General features: G+C 48.9%; 13 protein-coding genes and 1 tRNA gene. 11 read left to right on the top strand and 3 right to left on the bottom strand.

The genetic code is table 11. The features are described 5' to 3' along the window. The first annotated feature begins 47 nt into the window (after window positions 1-47). The 6 genes from B5M13_RS10545 to B5M13_RS10530 all read left to right on the top strand — a co-directional run bounded on the left by B5M13_RS10545 (window position 48) and on the right by B5M13_RS10530 (window position 5337). Window positions 48-1220, top strand: a complete 1173-nt coding sequence (locus tag B5M13_RS10545) for a lipase family protein (protein WP_080055635.1) — start codon at window positions 48-50, stop codon at window positions 1218-1220. 281 nt (window positions 1221-1501) lie between these two features. Further along, on the top strand, window positions 1502-1627 hold the full coding sequence (locus B5M13_RS34410) for a hypothetical protein (RefSeq protein ID WP_262508076.1): 126 nt from the start codon (window positions 1502-1504) through the stop codon (window positions 1625-1627). A gap of 64 nt (window positions 1628-1691) precedes the next feature. Continuing rightward, window positions 1692-2915 (top strand): DUF418 domain-containing protein, encoded by a 1224-nt coding sequence (locus B5M13_RS33395; RefSeq protein WP_155297227.1) that lies wholly within the window; start codon window positions 1692-1694, stop codon window positions 2913-2915. 66 nt (window positions 2916-2981) lie between these two features. Then, window positions 2982-3455, top strand: coding sequence for an HXXEE domain-containing protein (locus B5M13_RS10535; protein ID WP_170061116.1), 474 nt, complete (start codon window positions 2982-2984; stop codon window positions 3453-3455). Window positions 3456-3528: 73 nt separating this feature from the next. Further along, entirely contained in the window at window positions 3529-3654 is a 126-nt protein-coding gene (locus B5M13_RS34405; protein WP_262508075.1) for an alpha/beta fold hydrolase, read from the top strand. Between the two features lie 201 nt (window positions 3655-3855). Beyond that, window positions 3856-5337: a capsule assembly Wzi family protein gene (locus B5M13_RS10530; protein WP_080055632.1), complete on the top strand. Its 1482-nt coding sequence runs from the start codon at window positions 3856-3858 to the stop codon at window positions 5335-5337. 498 nt (window positions 5338-5835) lie between these two features. On the opposite strand, the gene B5M13_RS10525 is transcribed toward B5M13_RS10530, so the two are convergent. Beyond that, window positions 5836-5919: transfer RNA gene (locus B5M13_RS10525), tRNA-Leu, on the bottom strand. A gap of 178 nt (window positions 5920-6097) precedes the next feature. On the opposite strand from B5M13_RS10525, the gene B5M13_RS10520 reads away from it, so the two are divergent. After that, window positions 6098-8806 carry an ATP-binding protein gene (locus B5M13_RS10520; protein ID WP_080055631.1) on the top strand — a complete coding sequence of 903 codons (2709 nt, stop codon included), beginning with the start codon at window positions 6098-6100 and terminating at the stop codon, window positions 8804-8806. Window positions 8807-8836: 30 nt separating this feature from the next. On the opposite strand, the gene B5M13_RS10515 is transcribed toward B5M13_RS10520, so the two are convergent. Continuing rightward, window positions 8837-10075 carry an ABC transporter permease gene (locus B5M13_RS10515; protein WP_080055630.1) on the bottom strand — a complete coding sequence of 413 codons (1239 nt, stop codon included), beginning with the start codon at window positions 10073-10075 and terminating at the stop codon, window positions 8837-8839. Window positions 10076-10223: 148 nt separating this feature from the next. Here B5M13_RS10515 and B5M13_RS10510 point away from each other — a divergent pair, with 148 nt between their 5' ends. The 3 genes from B5M13_RS10510 to B5M13_RS10500 all read left to right on the top strand — a co-directional run bounded on the left by B5M13_RS10510 (window position 10224) and on the right by B5M13_RS10500 (window position 12792). Next, window positions 10224-11486, top strand: a complete 1263-nt coding sequence (locus tag B5M13_RS10510; protein ID WP_080055629.1) for an asparagine synthetase B — start codon at window positions 10224-10226, stop codon at window positions 11484-11486. A gap of 1 nt (window position 11487) precedes the next feature. Continuing rightward, the gene (locus tag B5M13_RS10505) at window positions 11488-11946 is read left to right on the top strand and encodes a hypothetical protein (protein WP_080055628.1); all 459 of its coding nucleotides are present in this window, start codon (window positions 11488-11490) and stop codon (window positions 11944-11946) included. A 69-nt stretch (window positions 11947-12015) separates the two neighbouring features. Then, complete coding sequence (locus tag B5M13_RS10500; RefSeq protein ID WP_080055627.1) at window positions 12016-12792, top strand: prohibitin family protein; 777 nt, start codon at window positions 12016-12018, stop codon at window positions 12790-12792. A gap of 6 nt (window positions 12793-12798) precedes the next feature. Here the strand turns inward: B5M13_RS10500 and B5M13_RS10495 are convergent, their stop codons facing one another. Further along, window positions 12799-13857, bottom strand: a complete 1059-nt coding sequence (locus tag B5M13_RS10495) for a DNA/RNA non-specific endonuclease (RefSeq protein ID WP_080055626.1) — start codon at window positions 13855-13857, stop codon at window positions 12799-12801. Between the two features lie 125 nt (window positions 13858-13982). On the opposite strand from B5M13_RS10495, the gene B5M13_RS10490 reads away from it, so the two are divergent. Beyond that, window positions 13983-15239 carry a BaiN/RdsA family NAD(P)/FAD-dependent oxidoreductase gene (locus B5M13_RS10490; RefSeq protein WP_080055625.1) on the top strand — a complete coding sequence of 419 codons (1257 nt, stop codon included), beginning with the start codon at window positions 13983-13985 and terminating at the stop codon, window positions 15237-15239. The last annotated feature ends 10 nt before the right edge of the window (window positions 15240-15249 follow it).

Below are 15249 nucleotides of genomic sequence, written 5' to 3'. Positions count from 1 at the left end.
ACCGAAGGGCTATCGTTTTTATCCTATAACCACGTTGAGTCAAAATTATGGAAAAGAACTATCAGTTTGTCGTCCTAATTCTTCTGGGCGTCCTCACCCTGGCGGCCTGTAGCGACCATCTGCTGCCACAACCGGGCCTTGGTGAGCCGGCATTACCAACCGATACCCACAAACGCATTGCCCTGCTGGCGATGCTGGCCGATATCAACTACGATCTGGTGGCCGCATCCGAAGAAGAGCTACAACAGAACACCGTAAAGATTAATGCGCTTTTGCAAACCAACGCCGACGTACGTGCCTATCTGGGTACCGACTGGCAAGTGGTTTGGGGCCCCGCCATTGCCAATAGCCGAAAGAAATCCACCACCAGCAAAGTCGACAGCTTCGTCACCGACAATACCATGTATGTGGCCCGAGGCACCGACCTGGCCACGGGTAAAACCATCCATGTGGTGGCCATCGCCGGTACGAATGCTGTATCGCGAAAAGGCGCGCTACTAGAGGATTTCAATGTATTCAACCAAAAGCAATGGGACGGGGAAACCGACTGGGGCACACCGGGTAGTGGTAAAATCACCGCAGGCAGCGCGGTGGGGGTCAACCTCCTGGGCTCGATGAGAGATCCATCCACCGGAAAAACGCTGCTCCAGTTTCTGAGTACGCTGCATGGTGCCGGTCCTACCGAGGTGGCCTTCACGGGCCATAGCCTGGGCGGAGCGCTCTGTCCCCTGATGGCTCTCCAATGCATGGAGTGGAAGCAGCAGATGGGCTATACTAATCTGACGGTGAGTGTATACCCCATTGCCGGGCCGACCCCCGGCAATAGTGAATTTGCCAACTATGCCGCCCAGAAATTTGGCGATAATTATCACTCGGTCATCAACGCTAATGACATAGTCCCACATGCCTGGCAGAAGGACATGTTCGCGAAAATTCCGTCGCTCTACAAAAACGCTCCTCCGTTTAACCCAGGTGGCAAAAAAGGGTTTACCTTATCCTTCGACGATCAGGTAGCCTTCGATGCGATCAAATTGGCGATCGATCTAAAAAGCTACCAGCGGATTGCGCCCGACCGGGAGTTTGTCTTCCAGGGCACACCGAATGTGTATTCCGATGGGTCGGGTACTTTTTTTAAAGAGGCTAAGTATCAACATACGATTGCGTATTACAAGGACGCCTTCGGGTTTCCTCAACCCATTATTGATGCCCTGTCCAACTAATGCGGACTAAAAAATCGCTGCTTAGCCTACTCCCTATTTTCAGTCTTGGTCATACGATTGTATAGTTGGTCGGCTTTGCGCATCCATAAATCAAATTGCTATGTCGTTTGCTAAATCCAGTAGGAAGCTCCCGTTAATTAGTCCCGGCAACATCAAAAGAGGAGGCTATGTTCTTGGCTAAGAAACAAAGCTATCAACAAGCCAATCCTGTTTGTTTAGACCCACCATTTCTGTTCAACGTGTTGGTGAACCGTTAATTGATTAGCGAAGTCAATTCACCCATGGAGAAAATGGTTGCAACGGGCATTATGGCTTATCTGGAAGCCATTCGTCGGGTTCTTCGGCAAAATGGCACCGGCTTTCTTTCATATTATCAGCAGACCGGACAGTTAGTCATTGGGCAGTAATCGGGCCGATTACTGCCCATCTGGCCAGTGAATCCTGGAATTATTTCTTTTTTCCTATTAACCTATGGTGCATGCCATTTCTCGTCCCGCAGGACGGATCACCACCCTGGATGTGCTCCAAGGAGTTGTGCTGCTGGCCCTATTAATCGCTCAGGGATATGGTCATTTTGCCAGCCCATATCCCGGTCATTCGTTACGGCTGGATGAGCACCATCCCGATCTGCCGGTTCATTTTATCCTGCAGTTGCTGGTGAGTGGCCAATTTGACCGGTTGGGCAGCTTTTTGTTCGGACTGGGCTTTTATCAATGCTGGCAACATGCCGGACTGGATGGTCCCGGACTGGATGGTCCCGGACTGGATGGTCCCGGACTAGATGGCCCGCGCATAGCTCAACGGTTACTACTGCTGCTGCTGGTCATTGGCCTTTGCCTCAGTCTATTGATAAGGTCGGCTGATCTGCTTTTTCAGTACGCGCTGCTAGGGTTTACCTTGCCTTACTTTTGCCGCCATTCGGTGTCAAGCCTGCTTGGCTGGATGGTGGGCCTGGCCGGGCTAGGTATCCTGGTGCCCAGCCTCCTGAGTTTACTGCCTGCTTTTCATCTTCCTATGACGAGCTTTAGAACCGGATCAGTCGGAGAATTCCTTAACTGGCAGTGCCTGCGGGAGTGGCTGGTGCCTGGCCGCTCGGTGAGTAAGGGTTTTACACCTTTCATCTCCTACGAACTGATGATGCTGGGTGGCATGCTGATAGGTAAGCTAGGGATATTACCCCGCGATATCAGGCTTAGAATGCATTTATCGTTGCTGCAACTACTACTATTGCCGGTAGCTTTTATCGTCAAAGGGGCTTGGGTGGTCCTGGCCTTTGGCCTGGTGGTACTGCCCGAGTGGGTTGTAGCGTACCAACCCGTGTTATTGATACTCAGTGGCTTTGTGGGCCCTTTGCTGTTGACCGGGGTTTATTTACTGGATATGGGCTTAAATACCCGATTGATTCCCTGGGGAAAGGCAAGTTGGCTGGGCCAGGTGGGCCAGATGGGCCTAACGAATTATGTCCTCCAGTTGGTCCTCTGTCCACTGCTGCTGTACGGGTATGGGGTAGCGGTTTCGGGTCCGATACCGCTTTGGGGAAGGGCAGGCATCGTTGTTGGCATTTACACTTTTCTGATCGGTTTCAGCCGGGTATGGCGTAAGCATTACCGGCAGGGGCCAATCGAATGGGTGTGTCGCCAATGGATTTATAATAAATGGGGTCAGTCGAATTCGGTAACCATGGCTAAGCGTTAGTGTGGATACGTTTTGATCAGTTAATAGACTCTGCCGGGTATGGTTTCATCTCACTTAACGAAAAACATGACGAATTCTATTTTCTGGGTAGCTCTGGCGGCCTATGCGTTACAAATTCTGGAAGAGTTTTTTTATGATTGGCGCAGTTGGGCTCAGCATACCCTGAAGCTACCCGTTGACTGGACCGGTTTCTATCTAACCAATTGTGCCGTCCTGTTTCTGGGCGTAGCTTGCGGAGGTATTGGTTGGACTAATCCCATTCTCGCCCTAGCCTATCCGGGACTCATGCTGATCAATGGCCTATTCTTTCACGTTTTACCGACCCTGTTAACCAAACGATTTTCACCGGGACTCCTCACCGCTTGCGGGCTATTTTTCCCCACCTGCTTTTTCGCCTTTCAGGAGGCCCTCGATCGGAACGTATCGGTTGGTACCATCGCGGTGGCCATCGGCCTTGGCGCTATGATCATGGCCTTCCCGATCGTCCTGCTAAAAACGAAAGGCCTTCCGATATTTGACCAAAAAGCCTACGGCAAGTAGGCTAGTCGAAACTAGATTTTCAGGAAACTACCGGGCGATCATTAGCCCGGTAGTATATAAGGTACCAATTCACATGGCAACTCAACCGATCAATGGTATTTCGCTGTATTATGAAGTGCACGGAACAGGCGAACCCCTTATTTTAATCAGTGGACTGGGCGGTGATCATACCTTCTGGCAACCAAGTCTACCACTCTGACCATTGCGCAATGGTCAAGCCACCCTAACCTGAGGCAAAAACGCTACTGGGATGATTAGTGGATACCTGCAGGGTTGCTAGACAGTGGCTATCAACAACTGAGAATTATAAACAATCCCTACTAGTACTATAAAAACTAGGTAATGAGCATTGCCTTCATTGGTTACCCACTCACTGTTGCAATTTTTCTTCTTCTCGCACATGCCTGGATTACGCCCTTTGGTTATCGCTGCACTACTCACGGTAGGCGTTCACACCGTTTCGTTTAGTCAGCAACGGGCTGGTTTACAGGGTGAGGTAGAAATCGGCAGCTTTCTCTCGTCCTCATCCGCCACCCCTTTCTGGCTACGGACCAATCAATATGGCATCGTTCCCCTGCAATCGACAGCGGGTCTTGTGCAGGCCGCCATCTGGAAACCCTACCGGCTACCCGACTCCACCCATACCCAACCCGTTGATTGGGGATTTGGCCTAAATCCGGCCCTGACCTATGATCAGGCCGATAAACAGAAACTACTCCTGGCCGAAGCCTATACGAAAATCAGGTTCAGAGCCATCGAATTTTACGTGGGTCGCTGGCGAGGAGTCACCGGATTGGGGGACACGACCTTATCATCTGGCTTTTATGCGGTTTCGGGAAACGCCCTGCCGATTCCCAAACTACAAATCGGCACGGTAGGCTATGCGCCCCTTCATTTCACGAACGATTTCCTGGCCATCAACGCAGCCTTTTCGCACGGCTGGTTTAACGTGCCCTATATTCAGGGCGTTCGGTTCCATCAAAAGCACCTGTATCTACGGCTGGGAAAACCGGCAGCCACGGTAAAATTCTACGCGGGCGTCAATCACCAGGTGCAATGGGCGGGCCACGCGGAATATTTAAAACAACGACCTGACTTGGCGGATGCCAATGGATACTTCCCTTCAGACTGGCGTTTTTACAAATACGTTGTGCTCTCGTACACCCCCAGCGACTGGAAAAATGTGTCGGGCTACACTGATTTTGACAGTTATCGGGTGGGCAATAGTGTTGGCAGTATTGATGTTGGTCTGGAGTTTACCACCAGGAATGCTCACCTACTGGCTTACTATCAGCATGCGTACGAAGACGTATCAGGGATTGCCTTCCTCAATATGCCCGACGGACTTTGGGGGCTCAGTTATACCCCTACCCCAGCGCACCGGGCTTCGTTCCACGTCAATCGGCTGACGCTGGAGTTTCTGACAACGAAAGATCAAACGGCTCCTACCTTTATTATACCGGGCAGTCGCTATCAGGGGGGCGATAATTACTACAATCACAGTCAGTACTGGCAGGGCTGGTCCTATTGGGGGCGAACGATTGGCACGCCGTTCATCGCCCCTGGGCAAGATTTTGACAAGGCGTATAACTTAAAAAATGGTCAATTTTTCCCTAACAACCGGCTGAATATGTGGCATGTAGGGTTACGGGCAACGTATCGAAAAACAAGTTTTACGGTACGTACTTCGTATAGCCAGAACTATGGTACGTTTAATGAGCCTTTTGGCTCCATTGTGGGACAGTTTTCGGGTTTACTGTCAGCTCAACTTCCAATGCCAAGATGGTTTCATACCGATCTCATCGCGAAAATTGCGGTGGATACTGGGGGATTGTATACCCAAACGGTTGGCGGTTATATCGGTCTAAAGAAGAGCTGGTAAGACGCTGATCGACTCGGGTAAATTCATTGACAAGCCGTTGAGCAAACAATTTTTTGAATAGGAAGCTGTTTAAAAAATTGTTTGCTCAACGGCTTTACCCCTAAATCCCCTAAAGGGAACTTTTTGCAGCTGCGAGCAAAGTCCCCTTTAGGGGATTTAGGGGTAAAGCAGGTTCAAATAAGTACCGTGTCTATCTGGCAGAAGAAAAGTTTAAACAGCTTCTAGATTTGAGGCCAAACAATTAAATTAATATTGGCTTGTATTTTTTCGAGCTATCTTCTAGTAAAGCCGTTTCTGCAATCAAAGGCTCAAGATATTTCTTGAAGTAATGTATTTTTCCAGCCCCCAAGGACATTAATCAAGATAGCATAATCTGTTCTATTGATCAGATAGTAACTTATCGTTTCTTCAAGGTTTTCCATAATTATGATTTGTTTCGGCAGAAAACCAAAAACCCTTACAAAGTACTGATATACAGGCACTTGTAAGGGTCAATTGTACCGGGAGCCGGACTCGAACCGGCATGTCCTTGCAGACAATGGTGTTTGAGACCATCGCGTCTACCGATTCCGCCATCCCGGCATCTGGAACCGTTCGCCGTTACCGACGATGCGTTTGTCAAACGTGGGTGCAAAAATAGATGGCTGACTCGTGTTTTGCAAATAAAAATTAAAAGATACTTTATTTATCACACCCCCAGTCACTTAGCAGAAATCAAACGAAACCTGTAGATTTACAATTGTACAGATTTGCATTTATTATGCCTTCGTCATTGCCGACTCTTCCTGTAACGCCTTCTCTACCCCTGCTCACAACTTTACTCGACCATTCCCCGTATGGTGTAATCGCCTATCAGGCTATTCGAGACACAAACGGTACGGTTGTAGACTATCAAACGCGGTTTTATAACCAGCAGGTGCTCGTCATTACAGGCCATACCGAAGAGCAAATGACTCAACAGACACTGTTTGAACGGGCACCCTATATGCGAGAACATGCCGAAGACCTGCGCCGGGTGGTTGACAAGCAGATTCCATACGAAGTTGATGAGCTGTTGCCAAGCAACAACCGATGGTTCCTTTTCGATAACCGCCCACTTGAAGACGGCTTTTTTACTACATTTATTGACATTGACGATAATAAACGGGCTCAACAACAACTTAATCAGCAGCAACAGTTGTTGCAGGGAGTCATTAATGCGACCGACAACTTTATTGCTTATTGCGAAGCCGTTCGCGATCAGACTGGCGAAATCGTTGATTTTGTGTATCGTCTGACCAATCGTTTCTTAACCCAACGGTCCGATGTAGCCGCCGACCAGATTATCGGTCATCGCATGACTACCTACTTTCCGAGTGTCAAACAATTGGGTTTGTTCCAGCGATTTGCGGAGGTAGTCAGAACGGGCAAACCGGAAAGTTTTGAATTCCAGTATCAGGCCGACGGCTACGATGCCTGGTATCTGATTTCGACAGCTCCTTTAAAAGAGGGGATCGTTTTATCATTCAAAAATATTTCAGCCCTGAAACAAGCGTCGGTACAGCTTCAGCAACAAAATGAACTGGTCGAAGGGGTACTGAGTGCGTCAGACAATGGTGTTATTGTGTATAAAGCCATGCATAATGACACATCTGACCAAGTTGATTTTCAGGTTGTACTGATCAATGATGCAGCCCTTCGCTTTACAGGCTATCCACGAGAGCAGGTGGTTGGGAGCTTAGTCACTGACTTGTTCCCTCACACGAAACAGATCGGTATGTGGCACCAATATGAGCAGGTCTATAAGACGGGCGAAACATTCCGGGGTCGACACTACTATGCCAATTTGAACAAGTGGTTCGATGTAACGATCAGCAAACTGGAGGATCGACTGGTTGCTACCTTCAACGATATAAGCCAACTGTACCTGGCCACCCAACAGCTTCAGGAGCAGGCCCGTCTGTTTGACGGCGTTCTGGACAATATCACCAATGGCTTGTCGGTACTGGAAGCCGTACGGGACGAGTCAGGCGCGATTATAGATGTTCGGTATGTTCGTGTTAGCCAGGCCATTTTGAACGACACAGGTTTACGAGCCGATCAACTCTTGAGTAGAACAATGAGCACTGTGTTTCCGGGCGTTAAAAATACCACTTATTGGACAGCTTTTCTTCGGGCCTTTGATACCGGCGAACCCCAGCACTTTGAGGTTAAATACGCATTCGACGGGTTCGATAACTATACCGACAACTGGGTTACTCGCCTGGATGACAACCGAATTATTTCAGTTTATTCCATCATCAATGAGCAGAAACAAGCTGAAGCTCAAGCTCGTCAGCAGGCGGCTCTACTCCAAACTGTACTCAATAGCTGTCCGATTCCCATTGCCTTGTTTGAAGCCATCCGAAATTCATCGGGTCAAATTGTCGATTTCCGGTATCTACTTCAGAATGATACCAATGCCCGGCTGGTCGGTTTGCCCAATGTTAACGCTACCAACAAAACGATGCTTGAGGTGCTGCCGATTCTGAAACCATTAGGCATTTTTGATGAGTATGTCCGCGTGGTCGAAACAGGGCAGTCCAAACGGCTGGAACAACAGTTTACGGATAGCCTTATTGATGGCTGGTTCGATATTTCTGTCGTGAAGCAGGAAGATGGTATTGTGATAACGACCAACGATCTGACACTACTGCATGAAACCCTACAACGAGCCGAGCAACTGGTCAACGAGCTGAAACTATCGAACCGAAACCTGGAGCAGTTTGCCTACATTGCCAGCCATGATATGCAGGAACCCCTGCGAAAAATTCAGTCGTTTGGTAATTTATTATTGGATTATTACAGCAGTTCGATTCCTGAAGATGGCCAGAATATGCTGCGCCGAATGCAGTCGGCTGCCGATCGAATGAGCCAGTTGATCCGGGATTTGCTGGCCTATTCGCGCCTATCGATCGATTTAGAGCCGTCTAAACCGGTTAGCCTGCAACAGATTTTATTGGAAATAAAAAGTGATCTGGAGATTATCATCCGGGAAAAAAATGCGCAGATTACCCTTGCCCATAGTTCGAATACCAACTTGCCGACATTGGCCGGAAACGCCAGTCAATTGCGGCAACTGTTTCAGAACCTGTTGAGCAATGCGCTGAAATTTGTGTCGCCCAGTACAACGCCCATTATATCGGTGCAGGCTCGTTCGGTTAGTAGCTACGATCTTCCCACTACGATTGTCAATCGGACAAAGCGTTCCTGGGTCGCTATTGATATAACTGACAATGGGATTGGTTTCGACGAAAAATACCAGGATCAGATTTTCCAATTATTCGAACGACTACACGGCCGAAACGAATACAATGGCACAGGGATCGGGCTGGCGGTTTGCCGAAAAGTAGCTGAAAATCACGGCGGAACGATAACCGTACGCAGTCAGCCTGGTCAGGGCACTACTTTCACAGTATATTTGCCAGAGAGTGAACGAGCGAAAGCATGAAGGCGTGCCGCAAACCCATTCGTTCATGTTTTATTCATACCGCAATGCTTCGATCGGGTCGAGTTTGGAAGCCCTTACGGCCGGATAAATACCGGCAAACAAGCCTACCGACACGCAAACAACGATGCCTAACCCCATCCAGCCCCAGGGCACCACAAAACTACCATTGCCCTGACTGATCAAACTAGCAATAAGGTTACCTACGCCCAGGCCCAGAACAATACCGCCCAAACCACCCAGTATACAAATAACAATCGCTTCGATCAGGAATTGCTCACGAATGCGTTTGGGCGTTGCACCCAGCGATTTACGGATACCAATTTCGCGGGTTCGTTCCGTAACCGACACCAGCATGATGTTCAGTAAAGCAATCGACGCACCCAGCAAGGTTATAAACCCAATCCCAAAGCCACCAATTCGCAGATAGCCACTGATGGTTTCAGTCTCTTTGGCCAGGTCATCAGCCCGCTCAATTTCAAACGAATCGGGCTGACCAAGTTGATCCCGACGAACTAGTCGCATGGTTCCGCGAGCTTCTTCTACGGCCTCGTCCTGACTAGCGACTGATGGTGCAGAAGCCGTTATATCAAATGAGAGTTGTCGGTTACCTGCCAGTGCCCGTGCGTTATCCAGCGGAATCAGAATCATTCGGTCCTCGCCACCACCCGAAAATCCACCTTTCTTATTGAGCACACCAATTACTTTGTATTGCGCTCCCAGCACCCGAATCGATTGATTCAGCGGGTTGATCTTTTTTTCAAATAACGTATTCGCCGTTTCGCTCCCTATGATGGCGACATTCAGCGAGTTTTCCAGATCATTTTGCGTCAGATTACGGCCGCTTTGCAGTGTAAATGCCTTGACGGTCAAAAAATTATCATCACCTCCAATAAGCTGTACATTAGGATTTGTTTTCCGGGAGCCAAACTTGGCCTGAGCAGCTCCAGCTATCACCGACGACACCGAAATAGTGGCTCCATATGGAAACCGGCGCTTAAACTGGATAGCGTCGAAATAATCGATAGGTGCATCCTGCCGCAGTACACGCCCGCCCCTCCGGAAGGCATCCTGTCGGGCAACAATGCTGAATGTATTGGCTCCCAAACCCGCAAAGCTATCGTTTACAGAGTTCTGGAGCCCATCGATAGCGGTCAGGATACCTACCAGCGAGGTAATACCAATGGCTATGATCAGCGACGTCAGTATCGTTCGAAGCCGATTACCCGCAATCGAACGAAGGCCTTCCCGTATGTTCTCAATCAGATTCATTTTTGAATGAGTGATTGAGTAATTGAGTGATTGAGTGAATAGTTTGTCTCAATCATTCAATCGCTCATTCACAATTAAATTCTTGCACAATATTTGTGTATATTTCGTTATAGCAAAACTACCAAGCGCATCTTTAACGGGGAAACCAATGAAACGGCTGCTATTACCGCTTATCCTAATTCTGAGTCTGGCTGGTCAGGTCTGGGCCTCTAAAATCCTGATTCCGATGGACGATGCCCAGAAGAATCATCTTAAAGCCTATGGCATTGCCTATTGGGTTCTTAAAGTACATGATACCGAAATCGACTGGTTGCTTAACTACCGGGGTGGCTCGTTCATGATGCCGCAATCGCAGGCCTTCATCAATGAAATGGTGATTCGGGGCGTCAGTTACGAGGTTATTTCTGATGCGCAATCGGCTCAGATATTGTCCGAAATCGCAGCGGCCGATGCCAATATGGATGCCGTTAAGCTCCAGAAACCACCCAAAGTAGCCGTCTATTCGCCCAAGACCAAGCAGCCGTGGGACGATGCCGTAACGATGGTGATGACCTACGCCGAAATTCCCTACGATGTGATTTTTGACGAAGAGGTGATGAATGGCAAAATGCCTGAATACGACTGGCTACACCTTCATCATGAGGACTTTACGGGACAATATGGAAAGTTCTTCCACTTTAAAGACCAGCCGTGGTACATCGCCCAAAAACGGGAAGCGGAAACCATCGCCCGAAAATATGGCTTTACCAAAGTACCTCAGCTTAAGTTGGCCGTAAGCCAAAAAATCCGTGAATTTGTGCTCGGTGGTGGATACCTCTTCGCGATGTGCAACGCAACCGATACCTACGACATCGCACTGTCGGCTCATAACACGGATATTGTCGATTCTTTCTACGATGGTGACCCTGCCGACCCAAACGCGAATAGCAAGCTGGACTACAGCCAGACATTTGCCTTCCGTAATTTTCAGGTCTATACCAATCCGTACCTAATCGAGTTTTCTAACATCGACAATCAACCTGAGGAACGTGGCCTGAGCGAGCATAATGATTACTTTACGCTGTTTCAGTTCTCGGCCAAATACGACCCCATCCCAACCATGCTGACTCAAAATCACCAGAACGTCATCAAAGGATTTATGGGGCAAACGACGGCGTTTAAGAAAGCCTATATCAAACCGGAAGTAGTCATTATGGCTGAAAACCGCTCGGTAGGCGAAGCCCGATATATTCATTCGCCTTATGGCCGGGGATTTTTCACGTTCTACGGAGGCCATGACCCGGAAGATTACCGTCATGAAATTGGCGAGGAGCCAACCGATCTTAACCTGCATCCTAACTCAGCCGGTTATCGCCTGATTCTGAACAATATCCTGTTCCCAGCAGCCAAGAAGAAGAAACAGAAAACCTAGGATGAATGCCTTTACCGAATCCCAGCGCTTTCATCAATGGTGGATCTGGACACTATTGGTGGCTGCCCTGTTAATCACCACAGTGCCTTTACTACTTACAGATGCTGGTAAAGAGCCTTTTGCCTGGGGTGGTCCTATTGTAACCCTATTGGTTATACTCCTAATCTACGTCTGGCGGCTAGACACCAAGATTGATGAACAAGGGATTCATTACCAGGTTTTTCCCGTTTTCACCTGGCGTACCATTCCCTGGACATCAATCCAATCAGCTACCGTAACGCACTACGGCTGGGTTGGCTATGGCATCCGTCTGGGTTTCGATGGCTGGGTGTATAATATTGCGGGCAGTAAAGGACTGCGTATTACCAAAAAAGGGAATACGATCATCACGATTGGCACCCAGCGGCCTGATGAGCTACAGGCGTTTTTAATTTCCCAACAAAGTTTAATAACAACTTAATTCGGTTTCAATAAGGGGTTAATGCACCGGTGAGTAGTTAGCGTAACAATTCATTTTTCGCTAACAATCATGAAAAATCTAATACTCTGCGCATTAGCTATCTACCTGGTAAGTAGTTGTACCACGATCCGTCAGGGAGAAGTAGGGGTAAAACGTCGATTCGGAAAGCTGGACCCATCGGTAAAAGGGGCGGGCATTCACGGGTATAACCCGTTCACGACGACCATAATCCGGGTACCCACACGGACCATTAATTTACCGCTAGCCCTGGAAAATATCCCATCTAAAGAAGGGCTCAACATCAGTGCCGAAATGGCTGTTCTTTACCGAATTGTGCCCGAAAAGGCCCCTCAGGTACTGACTACCATTGGCGAAAAATATGAAAGCGTTGTTATTGTGAGTGTATTCCGATCGGCAGCAGCGGATGTCTGTGCCCGTTTTTATGCGAAAGATATGTACACCGGTCAGCGCGAAGAGATCGAAAAGGAAATCGCGGCCGAAATGCATAAGGTACTGGAACCAAGAGGCATTGTCGTGGAAAGCGTACTCATGAAAAGCATCGAGTTACCTAAAGGGCTGGCTCAGTCCATTGAACAAAAGCTCGAAGCCGAACAACAGGCTCAGCAGATGGAGTTTATTCTGCAAAAAGAGCACAAAGAAGCCGATCGGAAAGTGATTGAAGCCAAAGGCATCGCGGATTCCCAAAAAATTATTTCGGAAGCCCTCAACAAGCAGATTATCGAATATAAAACCATCGAAGCCTTCCGGCAGCTAGCCACTTCGCCCAATGCCAAAATCATCGTTACCGACGGCAAAACCCCCATGCTCATCAATCCGAATCAGTAGCCTGGTTCAATTGCTAAACCACTCATCCACCATTTCTTCACGGCTTTTGCTTTCCAGTTTACGTTCCAGGTCGTCGGGGATTTTGGGAAAGAAATCAATGCCCGTTAGCTGCTCGATTAAATCAACCGGTACCACGAATGATTTCAGCGATTCCGTTGAGCCTTCGTTGTCGAGCAGGAAGCCAATCATCCGGATTTCAGGCTTATTGCAATACAGGATGACTTTGTAAAATTTTTGGGGTACACTCACCTCCGTACTTTTTCCGATGGTAGGCAAACCAGGTTTCAGTACGGGTCCTGTAATGACATACAAGCCATTATCCCGACGGGCCCAGGTACGCACCAGACTTTCCAGATCACTCCAGATACCCCGGTTAAAATCCGGGGCCTGTGGGGTGATGTTGCTCATAAAAAACGTTTCGCGCATGATTCGCTGCGAAAATTTAAAATCGCCAGCCGGGGCCAGGTGGCCCCGGTCGTAACCTGATCGGGTATAGTCGGATGGTAAGGCTGTTCCATTTTCGACAGATGGGTCCGGTTTGAACTGTTCGTTTTTACGATCGGCATCTCCTCGGGTTTCATACGAAAGCAAGGGATAAGCCACCCATTCGGCGTCTTTATATTGATCGCGATAGCTAAGGGTATAGCCTTCGTGGCGGATCAAATCGCCATTCCATTTGGACTGGGGCAGCAGGAAATCGGCCTGTTTTTCGAAATCGAACCGTTGATTACCCGAGGAAGCTTCCGATGGCGAATTTCGATCGCCATCGGAAGCCTCGCTTTCATCCGACCGTGATTTGTTTCGATTGTCGGTAGCCACATCCGACGATTGGTCAGGTTCGGGCGCTTTGTATGGGTTATCTCGCTCCCGGTCTGGTCGGGAACGGCCCAGGCCAATGATCTCCCGAACATCGTTCCAAAAGGCAACTACTGGCTTCGTTTTGCCGCCGTAATGCAGAAATAACCCGATCAGGAAAAAGATAAACAGCGTTACGAGTGTATTTCCCCGTAGACGGAAGCCCCGGCGGGTTGTATTTTTTGGTGAAAAGCGAGGTTTCAGATGCATAGGCCAAAGTTAAGTTTTTGTTTGATGTTATAGGCTGGTCGTTACAAAAGAGGTACTGCCGCCGTCGATCTGATCTATTCACTTATCTCCCGGAACATGAAATTCAAAATGACTGTTACCCCTCCATGTCATCTTTACGCATTATTGTCATTGGTGGTGGAGCAGCCGGTTTTTTCGGGGCCATCACAGCTGCCGAAACCTTTCCTGACGCCACAATCACAATTTTAGAGAAGAGCCGAACGGTCTTGAATAAAGTCCGTATTTCGGGCGGGGGGCGCTGCAATGTTACCCATGCCTGTTTCGACAATAAAAAACTGGTTAAATATTACCCCCGTGGTGAGAAACCATTACGCAATCTATTGAATCAGTTCGATGCTACGGCCACCGTACGCTGGTTCGAAGCGCACGGGGTTGCGTTGAAAACAGAAGCGGATGGCCGCATGTTTCCATCGACGAACACCTCCGAAACCATCGTAACCTGCCTGATGGGCACCGCCCGTCGACTGGGTATTCAGGTGCAGACCAGTTGTGGGGTATCGACACTTACCCCTACGAAAACGGATGATGGACAAACAATCTGGCACCTAACCCTGCTGAACGACGAGGTTATTCAGGCCGATCGGGTCTTGATTGCTACTGGTGGCTATCCACAAGCGTCCTCTTATCATTGGCTGCCTCAACAAGCCGAAGCCCTGGTATCGCCCGTTCCTTCATTGTTCACGTTTAATGTACCCGAGAGTTATTTATTACCCTTAGCAGGTGTATCGGTTGTTGATGCGGCCGTTTCCATAAAAGGAACCAAACAGGAACAACGTGGCCCATTGCTGCTGACGCATTGGGGGTTTAGTGGCCCGGCTATTCTGCGTCTGTCGGCCTGGGCGGCTCGTGAACTGGCCGCTATGGACTACCGATTTGTCCTTCGAATCAACTGGACTCCTACGCTCAACGAGCATCAACTTCGCAACCTGCTCCAGGACTTCCGCCAGCAAAATGGACGGAAACAGGTATCTTCACAAAATCCGTTCGGTTTACCGAATCGGTTATGGCAGATTTTTGTGTCGGAGTCAGGCATGACCGACGCACAACGCTGGGCCGACTTACCTGCCAAATTGCTGAATCGATTAATTGAGCGACTGACCAACAGCCAGTTTCAGGTTGTTGGGAAAACGACCTTTAAAGACGAGTTCGTTACCTGCGGAGGCATTGCCGTTGACAGTCTGAATCCGCAAACACTCGAAAGCAAAGCCCAACCCGGTCTATTTTTCGCGGGCGAAGTCCTGGATATTGACGGGATTACCGGGGGGTTCAACTTTCAAAATGCCTGGACTACGGGGTATGTAGCCGGAAAACATATTGGCCAGGGATTGGCGAGCGTAGCCTGACAATCCTTGA

Origin of the sequence: Spirosoma aerolatum (assembly GCF_002056795.1) — a bacterium.
Taxonomy (GTDB): Bacteria; Bacteroidota; Bacteroidia; order Cytophagales; family Spirosomataceae; genus Spirosoma; species Spirosoma aerolatum.
The sequence above is the reverse complement of the archived record's forward strand: the minus strand, read 5'-3'. Positions and strand labels throughout refer to the sequence as shown.